Consider the following 18,144-nt stretch of genomic DNA (forward strand, 5'->3'; position numbering starts at 1 on the left):
GGAAAATACTATCTTTTTAGGTAGACAATTCTGTTTATTACGGCTTTTTACCGCCCAGCGGGCCCTGGACGGACCCCTGCATGGCTGCAAATAAAAGTGGGCGCACCATAAAAAAATGCCGAAGGCTACCCCCTGTCTAGGGTCCTTCGGCATTTTTCATGCGTTGGTATACGCCGCCGCACTATTCAATTTCGCTAAGCACAGCAATCACGCGCAGATATGACCAGCGGGCGCTGGTTCCCACAAAGCGCTACAGCTTTGCGATATTTCCATACATTTCGGCCAAGGCAAACTGGTCGAGCAGCGATTTGCTTTTTTTCTTTTTCTCCCCGCTCCAATCGGAGTTGAACAGTCCATTTTGCTCACGCATATGCTCCCACGCGAAATCCAGGTTCGCTTGGAATCCATCGACATACAGACGGTTAGCATCCTGGCCATACAGCTCCATAAATCCGCGCATCATAACAGCAATAAACCAGTTATTGCTTGTTTTCAGCAGCTTGATCGTCTTGCCCGTAGCTGGCTGCTTGTAGTCGTAGAAAAAATAATCATACGATGCGTGAGCCACGTTCTGCGCGTCCGTTAGGTACTGCTTTTGCTGGGTAATCTTATATAAGAGCGCACCGGCCTGAATCATCTGCCCGGAGTTGTAAGGGTATTTTGTTTTCTCAATGGTGCCATCTAGGCTGATGTTGTCAAAATATAAATTATCTGTTTTATCGAGCAGGTTCTCTTGTGTCCAACTGTATAGCTGTTGGGCTAGTTCGAGATACTTTTTATCATTCGTTGCCTGGTAGAGTTTCGCCAGATATACGATCGCTGGGGCATTCGAACAAGTGTTTTTGGAATGTTTGCGCTGCTCACACCAGTATATTCCTCCACCAAGTTTCTCATCCATACCGCTCGCAACAAATCGCCATATCTCTTTTGCTTTCTGGAGGTACTTCTTGTCTGCAGTGAGCAAAAAAAGATCCGTGTAATCAATTCCGAGCCAAATATTATCGTCGTAAAACCGATCCGACTCGGGCGCGGAGTTAACATACGAGGCGTAACCGGCCGGCACCCGCTTATCGTAATAGGCGTCTAACCCTTTAAGTACGGTGTTATCGATCTGTTTTTTCACCTGTTTATCGCCCGAGGAGTGAAAGATCGCTACCTGCGCGGACAGCGAGCCCGAGAAAGGCCATAAATAGGAGTATGGATTTGCTTTGGAGGAATTCTCCCCACCGCCTAAATAATCCGCTACATACGTTTCGTTGTAGGGGTATTGCTCCCGAAGAAGGGGGCTACCGGGCACAGCATAATATTTATATACGGAATCCATTATGGCATTCGCGCGCGGCAAGTTTCTATTTTCTTGCCCAAAGCCGTTAAAGGTTAAGATGAGCAAAGAAATAGTGGTGACAAAAATTTTCATAGTGTTGCTTTTTGAAAGTATAGTTTTCGATTTAAAAATAATATAATTTACACGTCTAATATTTGGAATGTCTTACCAGGCCTTCAAATAGCATAGCGGCGCTTGACTGTGCGGTTAACTGTGTATTCCCTACAGGAACCTCACTCCACGATTTACCAAACAATAAAACGTTATGGTCATTTCCCCGGTTCCAGGCTACTTTCCCGTTATTGATCAAAAAATTCTCAAATTTGGTTCTGTATAATGAATTGATCCCTTCCAGAGCCAAATAGTCTACGAAGTAACGTATAAATATTCCTTTAAACAATGCTCCATCGCCGTTGCCCTCATCTCGTAGTATATTGTTACTTGCATCAATACATTTTGTGATCGTATAGCTTGCAATTTTTTGCGCATCGTTTAGGTAAACAGGATCTGCCGTTATACGGAATAATTCCACTGCCGTTCCTAAGAATGTCCCTTGGTTGTACGTTAAGGCCACAGTACTTACGACGCTTGTTCTTCCGTCAATATTATCATATACCGCACCGGTCGCTCGATCATACAGATTATCTTTTTGCCAGGCATAGATCTTCAGCGCCCAGTCTAAATATTCCTGCTCGCTTGTCAATTGGTATAACCGGGCCGCCAATATGCTCGCCGGACCGTTCGAACAGGCGTTTTTACTATAGGGCTGATCTTTCTTCCAGGCTAACCCTCCGCCGGCGTACTGCTCGTTCCAGCCCATTTTAATATCCTCCCACAAGATCTCGACCGCCTCCATGTATTTTTGTTCTTTGGTGATTTCATACAGCCTTAAGAATGTCAGCGCATTCCACTGCATGTCGTCATAAAATTCGTTGTAATAATTACCACCATTTTTAGCCTTCACCCCTTCGAACCAGGGGTCAAAATAAGCGCTATACTTGTTGTCATTTGTTCGTAAATAAGTATCAATCACCACATCCATGGCGTGCGCATTTGGCCAATATTGAAACCCGTTATCCGAGCCGTTACTGCCGTAGTTAAAATATCCTTGTTCATTCCAAAACTCGGAAATTAACTTTTCACTCGTCTGATCGGCGATACTTTCCCATGATTCGTCGATGGAATCGTCGAACATATATTCATCTTCAACTTTATCACAGGAATAAAATCCTGTGATAAAAATCATCAATATTACTATCTTTCTCATAACAATTTTCCTTTCTCTAATTAACGGTAACCGAATGTGTGTACTCCTTGTCACCTTGCATTATTATAGATATTGTTGTAGAGGCTCCATCTACGGCATCAATAAATTTCCATTTGTCATCCCACTGCGTAACGTTCGCTAAAACCCTTATGTAATAATAAGAAGGATCAGAGCTTTCATTTGGCGGGTTGTCGGAAGCGTTGAGCGTTCCAAATTGTTTAGTCACTTGGGAACCGTTCTCGATCGCCTCGAACTGGAATTTATAACGCTGATCTTTGCCCCAGCTTTCTTGCTTGAATTTGATAACACCCGTTCCGGTCCATACTCCTTTTCCTTGGTAAGGAAGGTCAAATAGAATTTTGTTGTCCGGGGAAAACCATAGTCCAATACTTGCTACCTCACTTAAGGTCACTGTAGCGACGTTAAAGTCAATATTAATTTTGTAGACGCCCGTTTTGGACACTTTCATCGCACTACCTTCTTCACCCTCTTTTAATTTAACCTGATCATCCGAATAAAAATAACGCGGGGATGATCCTTTGCGATCGATAAAAACATAGTCTTTATCCGCCTCGAGCTTGGAATATATCTCAAACTCACCACCTGCAGTTTGTTTGAATGGAAGGCTAGCACTGGCATCTGTTCCGGTTTCAGACCCTTCGCCGAAAAGATAGACTTCATTCGGAACCTCTGCAAAACCTTCCAGCGTAGAAATGGTCAATGTACGAACCTGCTCACTCAATATCCGGTTCAACCCGCGAGAGGAAACTACCGTCCATATTATTTCTCCACTCTCTCCGGGGTTGATTCCCGACATCGTAGCTACACTATTTAACACCTTATGGGTTAACGTCGCATTCGATAGGTAGCCATTATTGTTCGAGGTTATGGTATAAATCGGCTGGGAGAAATCTCCACCTACTTTGTCAAATACAATTTCGTAAAGTGCCGCACCATTATCCTCGGTTCGCGCGGGCTCCCATTCAAAAAATAGCGAAGCTGATTCCGCGCTGACTAGTTTTACCGCGGCATTATCGGTCGGCGAATAAAGTGCCGTCACTGCGGTAACCTGCGCGTCGCTATAGTTCATATCATCGGTCTTACAGGAGTGAACAAATACAGCAAGGAATGAACACAAGAGTATATTTATATATTTTTTCATAATTTTTTCTTTTAGATTTTAGTTAGCGTATCCTGGATTATTAGGTAAAAGATTCTGGTTCAAGTCTATCTGACTGCGGGGGACGGACCATAGATAATCTCTATTTTCATCAAATTTCCGGGTATCTAAACGAATGTAACTGGAGTTACCATTTGCAAATTTTGCTCCACGAACCTCGCCTTGAAGGTACTGGCTTCCCGCTTTCCAACGAACGATATCGTAATAACGGAGGCCTTCAAGCGCGAGTTCTGTTCTGCGCTCGTTTCTAATAATTGTGCGCAGTTGGTCTTGAGAAGCACCTGCAGGAAAATTTAAAGCTGCCGCATTTTCTAGGCCTGCTCTTTCGCGTATCAATTTAATCGTGCTGTCCCACTCTTGGCTTGATAACTTGCCTAATTCATTTTTCGCTTCAGCGTACATTAATAGCACATCTGCATATCTAAACATGATAATGTTGAGTTCTGAATTATAGTTATCACGCGCGGTAATATCATAATATTTTTTAACATAGTATCCTGTTGAAGTAGAATTCGAACTAGCGCTCACATATTCATCCAGCTGCTCCTTTTGGTTAGAGCCTGTGCCGGGTTTGATGTAAATTGTGGTGACCTGGCCATCAAAATCTTGCCATTCTCCACCGTGAAAAACGATCGTTGCCCCCATACGTGGATCTCTGTTTACGTATGGATTGTTCTCGTTGTAATTAGGGTCTTGCGAAATAGGCAGACCATCTAAAGTTATGTAGTTGTCCACCAAGCTCTGAAGGGGCGCGTAAGCATTCAAACGAGCGCCTGCTGAAAGGGGCGCTGCATCGTAAAGCTTACCCCACAATTTCACTTCTGGAACATAACCGTAATCCAGTATCACCTCCTGATTATATTCATTAGCCACGGTAAATAAGTCCGCGTAGCTCTGAAATAGGCCATACTCGCCGTATGTGCCCTGCTGGTTCATCAGGTTTTCACAATGTTCAACAACTTTGTTCCAGTTGCTCTCATAAAGATACGCCCGCGCCTGAAAGGCTTCTACCGCTCCTTTGGTAATACGCCCGTTGTCGGCTGCCGGCATCTCGTTACGGCTTGGTAATAGTGTGGATATCTCTTGCAGCTCAGTGTGGATAAAGCTCAAAATTTCGGCCTTGGGCGTCCGGCTTTTGGTATAACTCTCATCCAAAGTGATATCATTGCTAAAAAAGGGCACGTCGCCATAGAAATTTACGAGCCGGAAATAGATAAATGCTCGAATAAAGCGAATTTCTGCAATTCTACGGGCCTTAAGGTTAGCATCTATTTCTGGAACGCGGTCAACATTAGCCAGAAAAACGTGGCAAGTCTTTAGACCTTCATAGGCCTGTTTCCATTCCTCGGCAAAACGCCCTAAAGAAGGGTCCGCAATTCCATTACGTATAGCGCGCTGCGGCGTGTTGGTTCTACCTTCAAAAATGTTATCGCTTAACGCTTCGTCGTTCCACATTTTATCTGCGGAATACATCTGATTGTAAGCCATATTCACCATTAGTTCTGCATTTTCCACAGATTGCCAGAACGTCTCATCGGTATGTCGGTCCGTAGGAATTGGATCTAATGAGTTGCAGCCTGCCACTGTCCATGCTGCAAATAGCAGCAGAAGGTGGATATATTTATATTTTTTCATGCTTGAATGTTATTAAAATTGAATATCGAACCCAAAACCGTAATATTTCAGTGTTGGGTAGTTCCGTGCACTATTTGCTCCTCCGCTCATATTACCATCAAATTCTGAGGACTCCGGGTCGATCCACGAGTTATGCGTTAAGGTAAACAGGTTTTGCGCGTTAAGGAATGCGCGAACTTTCTGCAGCCCCACTTTATTGATTAGCGATGAGGGCAAACTATAACCAACCTGGATATTTTTTAACCGCAGGTACTGACCGTCAAATAAAAACAAATCCGAATCTTTTTGATAGTTATTGGTTGTCGAGACCGACCCTGCGCCGGTAAGTCGTGGATATCTTGAACCGATGTTTGTCGGTGTCCAATAATCTAACTGGTGCTGATAGATTGCGTAGGAATAATTTTCGTGAAAAGGCTCGACGAGTTCTCCGCGGACCATCATATCACGCTTGCCGACACCTTGCAGAAACATACTAAAATCGAAGTTCTTATACGATACGTCGTAGGTAAAGCCAAACGAATAGCGCGGGAAGGCGTTCCCTAACACATAACGATCTTTAGAATCGATAATTCCGTCACTGTTTCGATCGACATACTTTACGTCTCCAGGCCTCAAGTCTGTCGGACTTAAACCGACCGGAAGTGCTGCCGTTTCCAGATCTTGCATGTTTTGAAAATAGCCATCGGTTTTATAGCCATAATACGCGTTAAATGGAAGTCCTTGCCGTATTATTCGCGTAATATTATCGGTTGTCGTTAACTGCTCTTTATCTTCGTAGTAGGTTACTTTGTTACGCGAATCGCCGATATTCCCCGAGAAGGTATGGTTAAAATCACCCGTTTTTAAGCGGTAAGATAAAACCAGCTCCCAACCCCTGTTCTCCATCTCACCAGCATTCAACTTGTTTAAGGTGGTACCGAATATCGTTGGTAATTCTGGAACCAATAGGATATCTACGGTGTTTTTGTTAAAATAATCAAAGCTCGCCGTTAAACTGTTTTTCAAAAAGGTGGCGTCGAAACCGATATTAAAGTTATACGTCTTTTCCCAACGGAGGTCTGCATTCCCAAATGCGAAGCCGGCTCCGGTCACCCCACTATTATTGAAACCATAGGCGTTCAATGTTGATGAGTAAGTCGTCATATACTGGTAATCACCAATATCTTGATTACCTAAAATACCATAAGAACCTCGGATTTTGAAATCTCCTACATTTTCTTTGTAGGTGTTTAAGAAATCCTCTTCGGTAATCCGCCATCCAAGAGAGACCGATGGAAAAAAGCCCCAACGGTTTTCTTTTGCAAACCGCGAGGATCCGTCGTAGCGAAAGCTTGCCTCTGCATAATATTTATCGGCATAGGAGTATCCAGCACGTCCAAACAAGGAGGTAATACTGGTCTCTACTGTTCCTTGTGGCGTAATTCTGCTGGTCGGATCAATTTGTGTACCTGTAGTTGGCGTTCCTAAGATGGGGTCGGTAAATTTAAGTTTAAGCTCATTCAGGGTACGTGTTGAGGATTCATTTGTCGCGCCAAATAGCCCTGTTAGACTATGATTACCGAATGTCTTGTTATAATCCAATAGTAGTTGATAGTTTAACAGATAATATTTTTCGTTAAAATCTTCTGAGCCTCTTGTTGAGTTCACATAAACCTGCGGTTTCTCTGCGTCGGCACTGGTGTATAGCGGCACCTGTTTTCTACGTATAAAGCGGTGATCAGCATAAATATCCGCACCAAACACCCCGCGCAGCTTCAGGCCATCGAACAACTTTACATCTAGCGATAGGTTCGCGTTAAAATAATCGTTATCATTCATTTGGCTCCCTCCTTCTCTCAGCTCTGCTAGTGGGTTCTGATCTGTCAGCGCGTTGTTCACCAGATAGCGGCCGTTTTCCGCCTGCATCCGGTAATAATAATACGATGGTATGCGTGATGAATTAATAATCGCATTGGCGGCTGTTGTCGCGTTGTTGTTGTTTCGCGTATATGATAAAATGGAATTCAGTTTAAAGATACCGATGTCGGCGCTCACATTAGAGCGCAAATTATAACGCTGAATACCGTAATTATCGCCAACAAAATTACTCTGTTGATCAAAGAAACCTCCAGAAAACAGATAGGTTGAATTCTCCCCACCACCCGAGACGGTAACATTATGATTTTGCTGGATTGCGGTCTGTAAGATCTCGTCATAATTCCAGCGTTCCTCGCTCTGGTGGTCGTATAGATCTTGAATCTCGGCAGGGGTGAACTGCGGATTCGCGCCGATATTGGTTAGCGCCAAGTTTTTTAACGTGGCATTCTGAGCACCTGTTAGCGGACTGAAAAGCACATTTGGATCCTGCATACCCGTTTGGGCGCTTATAGAAACTTGTGCCTTTTGATTCTTTCTACCCTTTTTTGTGGTGACAAGGACTACGCCATTTGCCGAACGGGATCCATAAATTGCAGCGGTACCTGCATCTTTTAATACCGAGACGCTTTCAATGTCCGCGGGGTTAATCTTATTAAGACTACCATTCTCAGACACCAAGCCGTCAATAACAATAAGGGGACCGTTGCTGTTCATCGTGGAGATCCCGCGAATATTAATATTCATTGTATTTCCGTTGGGGTCCATGCTCCGCTGTTGAATGTTTAGGCTAGGCGAAGCTCCCTGTAGTGCCTGGGTTACATTCCCTACCGGACGGTTCTCAATCGCTTTTGAACCTATCTGGTCTACGGCCCCTACGACTGACTTTCTAGTCGTCGTTCCGTAACCGATGACGATAACTTCTTCGACCTCTTGTGATGCAGATTGCAACACAAAAACGGGCGCATCATCGTTAATAACAAAGTCTGCGGTCTGAAAACCAATGAATGAGATTTCTAAAACGTCGCCGACATTCGCATTAATAGAAAAATTTCCTTGCGCATCTGAAAGCGTGACGATAGAGGATGATTTTAGTTTGATCGTGGCGCCTGCGACCGCACTGCCACTCTGATTAATAATTTTCCCTTTAATGGGCTGTTGCATTCTATGCGCGTTAACATCCAGCGTAACGACATGCAAAATCGGTTTTGCAAAAAGTGCTGAAGTTGAAAACGAGAGTACGCAACCAATTAAAAAAATTCTATTTTTTCTTAACATAAGGAATAAAGGTTATAATACTGGTTAAACTTGTTTTTAGCAATAGTATTGCTAAAACGTATCAACGTGTCCAAATATATCAATTTTTTTAATAACGAAAAGTTCCCGAAGAAATTTATGAGTGATCAATAATTAAAGCGTCAAAAACTTTTCCGGCCCATGTTTTCACGCATTCATTCAAAGTATCCTCGGAACTAGTGTGTTTAAAATTATTTCCAATGTAGCGAAATTTAACGTTGTCCATTAATAGGCTTTGGTGTAGACGAAGGTGGTTAATTGGATCCTCATCACAGAAACAGCTTCATGCTGCGTTTTTATACACGAGCATTTTAAAAAAACACCCAAGGCATTTGGGACACTCACCATAAACTACGGTTGTTCAATTCCTCCAGATTTTTAAGCGTTTTTCGCATCGATCTTACCGAGGACTGCTCTACATTTCTCGACTTTCGTTGTAAACTTCCTGGCGAAATTGAAACGGTATCGGGCGTTCGGAAATGCTGCGCGAAAAATTGAAAAATTGTTACCTTATCGTGTTCTCCAAAAATCCCCACGGCGATAAGGAGCCGAATAAAGTAGCCGAACAATGGAACAGAAAAATTCACTTGCAATCGCCAGTCGGTTGCTACCCTACCCGGGTCGTTGTGAGGCTGATTTCCCAAGAGCTCGATTCTTTTTTGAATAGTCGTTTGTTTCGATGCAAGATAAGACAAGAGTTGTTTTAACAAGGAAATACCAGCAAAGGGGCCCTGCATCCCCGAATGAATGCAAGCGCCTTTTACGGTATCTTCGAGCATATAGACAATTTCTAGCTGCGCGCGTAAATCTATTTGCCGCTCAATAGCCTGATGAAAAATGGTTCGTAGTAGTTTAAAGAATACAGGTGCGTTAAAGTCACGCTCGCAGAGAAACAAAATAATTTCGGCGCTTGTGGACGGCTTGTAGCGTTCCAAAGCATTTAAAAAATGTTGTAAATACCAGTGCGCACTGTAGGTAATCGAACTCGAAAATAGGAGCGATTTTATCTCGGCAGATACCATACCGATCAAGGCGGGATCGCTGCAAGCGACATCTAAGGTACGTTTCAACTCGAACAACTTCGTTCGCAGGTGCTTAACCACACTGCTACATTCATATTTCGTGAGGTGTAACTGCGCAAATTTGATACGATCGTTACGGCGCGCAATGTGTACCAAGTCGTCCAACAAATTTTGCATCATTGCCAGTGTGTGTCGGTAAATATCTACTATAACGTCAGACTTGCTACTAGCCGACCATGCCGCGCGGTATTCAACAAAGTATGTATAGACAATATCGCTTTTTGATATCAGCTGCGTCATATTTGCAATAGCGCGCTTTGGTGAAACGTTAATTTGCGTAATTACTTTCTGTCGAAATATCCGGGCTCTACGCTGCAGGTACTCACCGCTTTTCAGTTCTATTAACGCCGAACAGGAGAGCTGCACAAGATTCGCCGGGAACAAATCCTTTTCCAGGCAATCTAACCAACAAAGAGAAGTGCTTTTCATTGTTAAATTATTTTGGCTATTTATGATTCAATTCTATGGGTAATATCGCTAGGGACGCCTACATTTTATTCCCTTTTGCAGGTTCTGACGAATAACTAGCAGAACGGCCATTAAGATACTGGCTTTCCGAGTGATATTATACGGGTTAGTTTCGAAAACAGGCGACGCTGTACAGCATACCACCTTTTTCATTTATTTTTACCGGCCATAAAGCTTCCGAGCTAAAGCGCAGTAGCGCTATTTCCCGATAAATAATTTTTGTTGACGTCTACCAATTTTTCAAGCAGCTTACTCATTTTTAGAAACTGCGCCTCATCTAAGGTGTAATATTTTTTCCGCAGGCTCTCATACGAAAAATGCTCCTGATTAGCTGTTCTAAAATGCAGCTCGATAAATGAAAAAGCGGATGCGAGGTCCGGTTCGATGTTAAGGATACCTGCATCTCGCACCAAACGATAGAAAAGAAGAATCTCGCGAGCCGTCAAATTTAGCAGGCAAGGTTCGTCGCGTATAAAAAAAGACTTCTGCAGCTCATCAATCGTTTGTCGAAGATGGCGTACATGATCCACGAGTAATTGTCTACGCGCATTCTGGTCGTTAATTAAATGTAGATGCTGCTTTTGTAGGGTATATCTATTGTGTGCGGCTTGCTGCTGCATGCGTATCACCTGTTGAATATCACGAAGAAATGCAAAAAGCAGTTCGCTACATTCCAGAACGAAATCGGCATCCTCTTGGGCAGTAAGCGTATTAAGCTCCAACGAGGCGATTTTCCGTTTTATAACACGAAATCGCACATAAAAATTTTGATTCATTACCAGGTCATTTTACTTGTTGTGAGAAATAACACCTTACTTGTTCGCGGTATATTTTCCCAATCGGAATATCATTTTTGCATCTACACAATTCTTTTAGGGTGAGGGTGTGCTCGCGGATATTATAGCGCCAAATGCGGTTAAGTGCGACGATAAACGATTTACCGACCCGCATAAAATGCGCGGAGGGTAGACGTTTTGCAAAGTCTGTTAATGTTCCTGTTACCGCCGTCTCTTTTCCGCCATGGTGATAGATATTAATGGTGTGGTCATCTGCTTGGAAATAATCAATCTCCCCAATCTCGATCAGTACCATATTTCTATTTGTATCGTTGAAAATAAAGGGTTCTGCGGGATTATATTTTTGTTTTACAAAATTTCTAGCCGCCCATTCCCCGAAATCGAGCCGTTCAAATGCGCGAGCTACCGCGGCCTCAAACCTCTCTCTTGTGAAGGGCTTTACTAAATAGTAGCTGACATCCAGCTCATAAAGCGCGTCCCCGAACTGGGAATGCCCGGAGCAACATATCACCTGCGCACGGCCTTCGAGTTTCCGAATTAACTCCAACCCATCCATGGTTGGCATTTCCACATCAACAAAGACGAGTTCGACTTTATAGTCCTCGACCTTATCTAATACTTTTAGGGGGTCGTCGGTCGTTAATACAAGGTCCAATACGGGAATATTACTAATCATTCCTTTAAGGCGATTGCGAGCTGCCGCCTCATCATCAATTACGATACATTTGATTCTTTTCATACTTGTTGAATTTCTAATATCACGCAAAACGACCCATCGGTGGTTTCCGATGTTTCAAATCTATATTTTTCAGGAAACTGTATATCTAGACGCTTACGGATATTCGCAAGTCCTATCCCGGTGGACTCCTTCGGCCCAGAGAGCTTATCGATACGATTGCAACATGTAAACAGCAAGCTGTTGTAACTGCTTTCGAGACGAACTTTAATCGGGTTCGCTGGTCCTCGAAATAAGCCGTGTTTAAATACGTTTTCCAAAATAATGATTAATGCTCCGGGAATTATCCGCTCGCCCCCGACATGTTCTTTACCGATAAAATCAATTTGGCAGTCGGGAAACCGTGATATTTGCAAAGAAAGGTAATTTTCTAACGCCTCGATTTCACGTGAAATAGTGATGGAGGGTTGTCCTGCTATTTCGAGATAAAAGCGCGTCAGTTCCCCAAGAATCCCAATCCGATGGGCGGTCTCAGGTAACTGTTCTTCACACTCTTGTATTAATTGATTAATCATATTATTCAAAAAATGAGGATTCACTTGCGAGGAGAGGAATTGATATTCCATCCTTTTACTTTCCAATTCCTTTTGATGTCTAATCTCCTCTGCTTCCCTCGCTTTGCGCACGTTATACCTATGAAGAACATGCAAAGCAATCCATGCCACTATCATTAAAACAAATGTGGCTTTATTAATCGTTACTAGCGCGTAAGCGTATCGCGGACGCGTAATCTCAGCGTCCGAAGGATTACCGGAGAAGAGCGGATAACAGACAAAAACCGCGATATGAATAAGCACTGCAAAAACGATTATTAATATTGGGACTGAGGTTACTTCCTGCCATTTTTCAGGGATCACCATCTGTATAGGATAGTGTATTGCGAGCCCAACGTTTACAAGCGACACCAAAGCCACCGAAATATAAATCATCGAAAAAGTTGAATGTTCAGGGGACACCTCGTTATTTAGGTTAACCATAAATAGAAAATATAACGGCCACAAAATAAGTTGAAATTGACCGCATTTTAACATAAAATATTTAAATGTCATGCGATTATTTTTAGGTTATCGCAAGCTAATATAAAAAATATTTTATTGATTATTCTCTGACCCTATATTTCCCACTGACACAAAAGGCACTCGAAATCAACATCATTAAGCAAAAATGTTTTATAATCCGACTTCTTCATTAAATAAGGTGCCGTTTGAAATTTTATTAGGGAATATTCTTGTTCTTCGGATGTGTCACCCGTAATCATCGCCCTGTTTAGGGGCAATATGCCTTTTAAAAAATAGTGTAATAGCGACCAGTTTGTCCACTGTTCAGGCCAGTGCATTACGTATGTAGATAAAAAGGAAAAAATTTCCCTCATTGCGTAAACACAGTACTGCTGCCGATCGGTAATCAGCGTAGGGAAAATTGTGCGCGCGACTTTAAATTCAATTCGATTTGTTCGTCTTAGTGCGAGTACCGGATACATCGGTACACCAAAATAGTGAGAAAGCGCGGCTGCTCCTTTGGGCACAAAAATTTGCTGCCCCAGAAATGGGATCTGAATCAACTGATTTTCATTGCCCTGACTCACTCCCTGAATACCGTCGACATAGACGACGATCGAATACCCCTGTTTCACAAGTCGGTACATCTGACGCAAAGATGTGCTAGCTTCCGCATTGAGTAAAACAAACCTCTCTTCTTTTGCCGCCTTATCAAGGATTTTACTCAGCACAGGGTAACGCTCCTTCCAATTATTAAACACATCTGCTCCGACTAAAAGCGCAAAGCGGTTTCGGCTGTTTAAAAGAATGCTATCGATGAGTTGATAGACACCAAAATGATAAGTGCATATTATCCCATTCTGCACATTTAATTTATCCATGAGATCGCCGATACCATCAATGGGAAGTGGATACTCGTTTTGAAAGAAATGTGTATCTATTCCATGTAACCATTGATTCATTTTAAAATCGCGGTAAAGAAAGCGATGTTTGGTGTAAGGCATTTGTGGCAGAAAATTATATAGATTAGCGCTAATCAGGCCGAAGGTATTTAACGAAAGGACGTCGCTGCTTTTGATTCGCTTTGGTAAAGGATTAGGCACAATGCCTAATCCTTCACAATACTTAATAAAGTCCATTTGAGCTACTAAAAAAAGGGAAATCACTCCCCGGCAATATTATATCGCAGAGCTCATTTAATAAAATTGGACTTGTCAACACGCTGAGCTGCACGGCGGCAACTGGTCTGTTGATTACTCGTTCGACAATCGAATAGCGATCGTCGGTACTTTTGACATCATTTCTCATGTTTTTTTAATAAAAAGTAAAAATTCAGTTAGTAATTCACTGTAAACCTATGCGTTAGGATTACTAAAACGAACTTACAATAGAATTTTTGAGAAAAAAGAAAAAAATCGTGAAAACACCATTATTGGACGTGAAAGTACATTTTCGAACTTTTTTATTACCCTTTGTCACCCAATTCAGGAAGTCCAGCGCGGGATTTCGTAAACTTTTAGGCGTTTTCGAGCTACTCGATGTCACCCTTGTCACTTGACTGCAAAAGGTAAATATTCGTCATTAGAGAAAATTAAATTTAATCTACTGATGAAAAAAACAATCTACTTACCGCGCCTCCCCTATTTAAAAAATAAGGTGGCGCAAAACCAGCTTCGTACGCTGAGAACAGCTTTGCCAATGGCTAATGGGCAGCGTACAAATCTGAAATTTGGCATCTCCGAGTGTGTGATCCAGGAGTTTGACAGCCGTTATGTTTACCTGTATAGTTTCGAGGTTTTTCTCCCGGACCGTCAGACATTCTTAGTACGGTCGGCATGCAGTGACCTCCATAATATCTATATGCTAAAGGGAACTAGCGCATTGAGCATCACCGCGAGCGGCAGCGAGGAAGCGCTGCTTTCCCTCGCGCCAGATCGCAGCCGCTTTTTCTATCTCCCTCAGGGTAACTACCGCATTAACTTACCCAAAGGGGAGACGCGTTTATTTGGGTATTATTTTGACAACAAGATATTCCGCATGGATAATGAGCGGAAATTTGATTTCATAAAACCTGTAATCGATGCACGCAGAACCAGATCTGCAGAGCCTATAGCCAGCAAAATGATTGCAATCGATCCTATAACAAGCTTGAACATTCGGCATATCTGTAATATTTTAAAACATGAGAATGTCAAAGACGAGGGTGATATTATTGTAGCAACCACTGTACTCCTCAACCTCGCTAGAGAAAACTTTAATAAGAAATGCAATGAAGTGCAGTCTCAGCTCTCTCTTGCGCAAAACGCACGACGACTTATCGAAGATCATGTCCTTCAGCATGGACATAACTTTAACTTCGAGGCCATATACGCATTATTGGGCTATAAAAAATCCGCTGTACACTTTGCTCATCAACGCGCTTTTCAGGAATCGATGCATGATTACAAAAACAGACTCGTGCTTGAAAAAGCGTTGAAACTACTTGAGCAGGGGCAATCGATTAAAAACTGCGCCTATAGCTGTGGTTATAATTCTCCAGAGACCTTTCACCGTTTTATAAAAAACCAGTTGGGTATAACTCCAGCCGAGTACGTGAACATATTTAGAATCAAAACGGGATTTTGATTTCAGCAGAGGGTGTTCGGGCCGATCTAATCGGCCGGCGATATATGAAAGTTCGGCCACTCTGGACAAAAAGCTATAAAGGTAGTGGATAATCCGCCAGTAGAGGCAGTGGATTCCTCGTTACTTTTGAAAAAGCTAATTAAGAAAAAAATGAATAAACGTATAAAATCTACCGCTCTATTTTGCTTACAGCTATTATTGATGGTATTCTGGATCTATGTAGCCGTAGACAAGCTATGGGACCTAGGTGATTTCCATCTATCGCTGCAGCGCCAGCCCTTCCCCGACTGGTGGGCAGATATTCTTTTTTGGCTTTTACCGCTGCTGGAGCTCGCTATTGGATTTATATTCATTCTCCCAAATACCGTGGCGAATACTTCGCTCGCAAATAATTCGGATAAAACCGGCGGTTGGCTCGATCAAAAACATTTTAACCGAGCCGATTTTTATCTGACTTTTAGCATCCGGAAAAAACAGTACCACATTTTAAGTCCTTTCTTACTTTCTGCCGCGCTGCTGATAATTTTCTCGGTGTATATAGCACTCGGCGTTATTGGTTTATATGCTGAGCGGCCATGCGGTTGCGCTTCGGTCTTTTCAGGACTTTCTTGGACAGCACACCTAATTGTAAATATTATTCTTTTGGGGCTTTCCCTTTTAGGGTGGTTCTTGAACTCTCGAGACAACCGATCCCCAAAGGACATGAATCGGACGAAAATAATATCTTCAGATTCAACGATACATATTTTGAATTTAGTGTTAGCGAGTTTAATGTTTCATCTTATTTGTAGAAGATTTCCAAAAAAATTCGCGCTATTCACGATCATGCCAGTAATGCACTGGCCAACATTTACGTTTGTTATGTTCTCGTGAAAAACATGACCGAGGGTTTTAAAATGGTTACTCCTCCTCGTAAATGAAGTGACTAACCGCAAAATCACTTAAATTAATATTATGAAAAATTTAAAATCTTACGTTGCAGCTATTGTAGCTACTGCGTCAATCGCCGGTTTCTCGGCATTTAATGTTGCGGATGCATCAAATAATCTTGCAAACGAAACGTTGTATTTTCATGGCGACACAACAGATCCATCTTCGGTTGAAGAACCTAGCAATTGGACGACTAGTTCAAATGGTCAAAGCTGTAGTAGCGGCGATATCGCTTGTTCGATGACGGTTACGGATCAAGATGTGACTGCCTCTGGTGAACTAGACCCCACTCGACTTGAAATACAGGCGCAAAAAAACAACGCTGATGAATATGCACCTACGAAACTATCAGGTGACGCGGAACCAAGTTTTCACAACAAGCAATAAAAACCGCTAGTCGCACATGACGATCAATTTGAAGTTATTTCAAATTGCTAAACAAAAAACCCTTTTGTACTAAAGGAAGGGCGTATTGTTTTACTTGAGCCCCTAAAAAACTTTCTTTAGGGGCTTAATTTTTATCTGATAATTGGAAAGAATCCTTCGACTCTCCCTCATCGATATTTCTCCGATTTGAGCAACTGAATTATTTAGGATTCTGCTGCATCCCAGTTTCTAAAATAATATCATGTGGTAAGGGCAATGCAAATCGCAAATCATTAGCAGGTAATTCGTATACCTCTCCGTTTACTATTCTTGTAAGGTCAATATTAAGTCCTTCTTTATTAAATCTTTTGATATCGATCCATCGTTGCCCTCGAAATATCATTTCCTTTCGCCGTTCGGTTCTTATAAATTGGAGCAGCTGTTCGTTGGGTAAGGCATTCAGACTAATCAATTCACCATCATCACTATACCGCTTCGCCATCAAAACCCGCATTACGCTTCGAGCCTGGTCATACGAATCCATAAAAGCTGCAGATTCCGCTTTGATCAAAAGTAACTCGCCTGTCGTTAAACCACTAAAAAGCCAATAATCTCCCGAATAGCTTCCCTTGAATTCATAATTTTCATTTAGCGGTTTAAAAAAAAGAGATTTCCGCAAGTCGCTATCCTTATAACTTTGGTAAAGCGATGTGTCCGTATTCCAATTATTAGCAGTCAGTGTTAATGTAGAGAAATATATCGTTTCTTTGTTGTATCGTGTAAACGGATAATCATCTGACCCAGTTGTATCTTGCGCGTCATTAAAATCCAGAAGATTGTCATAGAGCACTAAAGCAGAATCTGCATAATTATATGCCTGTTGATAATCACGCATACTTAAGTATGTTCTGGCTAATGTACCGTATACTGCAACTTTTGACGGACGTAAGACATGCCCCGTGGTCATAGGTAAGGTAGTACATTTTTTCAAATCACTAATTATTTGATCGTAGCATTCCTGCACGCTAGATCGTTGCGAAACAACAACCGGGTTGGAAGTCTTTCGCAAAACGATCCCTAAATTTTCACTTGCGTTCTCATCATACGCGAGTGAATAGGTCCATAACATACTCAAAAAACTATAAGCTCTGTAAAACAATGCGCTTGCGTAGATATCCTCGTATTGCTTTCTATTGCTGCTAGTTACCTCTAACTCTCCCAGGCCGTCAAGAACAAGATTGGATACATACACCGCGTGATACCCCCTTGCCCAATCGTTTACATATTCATAGTCCGGCCAGTCCCAAATATAATCACCTCGACGGAATTCATTCAAACCATTAAATGTTTCATCCGTTAAAAAATAGTTGTCGGCAGAAATTTCTCCAAACGTTGGAAATGAAACATTCATGACGTTCGCATTATCTAAAAGCATTTGAAAGCTTTCAAGATTATTTGGAGACGTAGTGGTCGCCGTTGATTTTTCATCAAGAAACTTTTCGCAAGCAGTGTTGCATACTAAAAAATAAACTGCAAAAATTAGAAGGCAAATTTTATTTACACTGTTAACCTTTTTCATAATCAAA

The 18,144-nt window shown here is 42.2% G+C and carries 15 protein-coding genes; 3 read left to right on the plus strand and 12 right to left on the minus strand.

Features of this window, described 5'->3' with window-relative positions:
- Positions 1-250: 250 nt before the first annotated feature.
- From FM107_RS15220 to FM107_RS15270, 11 genes are all read right to left on the minus strand, one after another.
- Complete coding sequence (locus tag FM107_RS15220) at positions 251-1,417, minus strand: glycoside hydrolase family 76 protein (RefSeq protein ID WP_086949331.1); 1,167 nt, start codon at positions 1,415-1,417, stop codon at positions 251-253.
- A 55-nt stretch (positions 1,418-1,472) separates the two neighbouring features.
- Positions 1,473-2,591: a glycoside hydrolase family 76 protein gene (locus tag FM107_RS15225; protein ID WP_086949332.1), complete on the minus strand. Its 1,119-nt coding sequence runs from the start codon at positions 2,589-2,591 to the stop codon at positions 1,473-1,475.
- A gap of 16 nt (positions 2,592-2,607) precedes the next feature.
- On the minus strand, positions 2,608-3,753 hold the full coding sequence (locus FM107_RS15230; protein WP_086949333.1) for a SusE domain-containing protein: 1,146 nt from the start codon (positions 3,751-3,753) through the stop codon (positions 2,608-2,610).
- Between the two features lie 18 nt (positions 3,754-3,771).
- Positions 3,772-5,406 carry a RagB/SusD family nutrient uptake outer membrane protein gene (locus tag FM107_RS15235; RefSeq protein WP_086949334.1) on the minus strand — a complete coding sequence of 545 codons (1,635 nt, stop codon included), beginning with the start codon at positions 5,404-5,406 and terminating at the stop codon, positions 3,772-3,774.
- Between the two features lie 12 nt (positions 5,407-5,418).
- Positions 5,419-8,538, minus strand: a complete 3,120-nt coding sequence (locus tag FM107_RS15240) for a TonB-dependent receptor (protein WP_086949335.1) — start codon at positions 8,536-8,538, stop codon at positions 5,419-5,421.
- Between the two features lie 359 nt (positions 8,539-8,897).
- Positions 8,898-10,067, minus strand: a complete 1,170-nt coding sequence (locus FM107_RS15245) for a hypothetical protein (protein ID WP_143559507.1) — start codon at positions 10,065-10,067, stop codon at positions 8,898-8,900.
- 221 nt (positions 10,068-10,288) lie between these two features.
- On the minus strand, positions 10,289-10,882 hold the full coding sequence (locus tag FM107_RS15250) for a hypothetical protein (RefSeq protein ID WP_086949337.1): 594 nt from the start codon (positions 10,880-10,882) through the stop codon (positions 10,289-10,291).
- A gap of 7 nt (positions 10,883-10,889) precedes the next feature.
- Positions 10,890-11,642, minus strand: coding sequence for a LytTR family DNA-binding domain-containing protein (locus tag FM107_RS15255; protein WP_086949338.1), 753 nt, complete (start codon positions 11,640-11,642; stop codon positions 10,890-10,892).
- Positions 11,639-12,616 (minus strand): sensor histidine kinase, encoded by a 978-nt coding sequence (locus tag FM107_RS15260; protein ID WP_179204514.1) that lies wholly within the window; start codon positions 12,614-12,616, stop codon positions 11,639-11,641. The genes FM107_RS15255 and FM107_RS15260 overlap by 4 nt, the downstream gene beginning before the upstream one ends.
- A gap of 134 nt (positions 12,617-12,750) precedes the next feature.
- Positions 12,751-13,776, minus strand: a complete 1,026-nt coding sequence (locus FM107_RS15265) for a hypothetical protein (protein WP_086949340.1) — start codon at positions 13,774-13,776, stop codon at positions 12,751-12,753.
- The gene (locus FM107_RS15270) at positions 13,763-13,945 is read right to left on the minus strand and encodes a hypothetical protein (protein WP_086949341.1); all 183 of its coding nucleotides are present in this window, start codon (positions 13,943-13,945) and stop codon (positions 13,763-13,765) included. Before FM107_RS15270 ends, FM107_RS15265 begins: the two co-directional genes overlap by 14 nt.
- Positions 13,946-14,245: 300 nt before the next feature.
- Between FM107_RS15270 and FM107_RS15275 the strand changes: the two genes are divergently transcribed.
- The 3 genes from FM107_RS15275 (at position 14,246) to FM107_RS15285 (ending at position 16,579) form a co-directional block, all read left to right on the plus strand.
- Positions 14,246-15,262 carry an AraC family transcriptional regulator gene (locus tag FM107_RS15275; protein WP_086949342.1) on the plus strand — a complete coding sequence of 339 codons (1,017 nt, stop codon included), beginning with the start codon at positions 14,246-14,248 and terminating at the stop codon, positions 15,260-15,262.
- A 150-nt stretch (positions 15,263-15,412) separates the two neighbouring features.
- Entirely contained in the window at positions 15,413-16,135 is a 723-nt protein-coding gene (locus tag FM107_RS15280) for a MauE/DoxX family redox-associated membrane protein (RefSeq protein ID WP_143559508.1), read from the plus strand.
- A gap of 81 nt (positions 16,136-16,216) precedes the next feature.
- Positions 16,217-16,579, plus strand: a complete 363-nt coding sequence (locus FM107_RS15285; protein ID WP_086949344.1) for a hypothetical protein — start codon at positions 16,217-16,219, stop codon at positions 16,577-16,579.
- A 199-nt stretch (positions 16,580-16,778) separates the two neighbouring features.
- Here FM107_RS15285 and FM107_RS15290 read toward each other — a convergent pair whose 3' ends face one another.
- Positions 16,779-18,137 (minus strand): RagB/SusD family nutrient uptake outer membrane protein, encoded by a 1,359-nt coding sequence (locus FM107_RS15290; protein WP_086949345.1) that lies wholly within the window; start codon positions 18,135-18,137, stop codon positions 16,779-16,781.
- Positions 18,138-18,144 lie beyond the last annotated feature (7 nt).

It is taken from the genome of Sphingobacterium sp. JB170 (assembly GCF_900163865.1).
Taxonomy (GTDB): domain Bacteria; phylum Bacteroidota; class Bacteroidia; order Sphingobacteriales; family Sphingobacteriaceae; genus Sphingobacterium.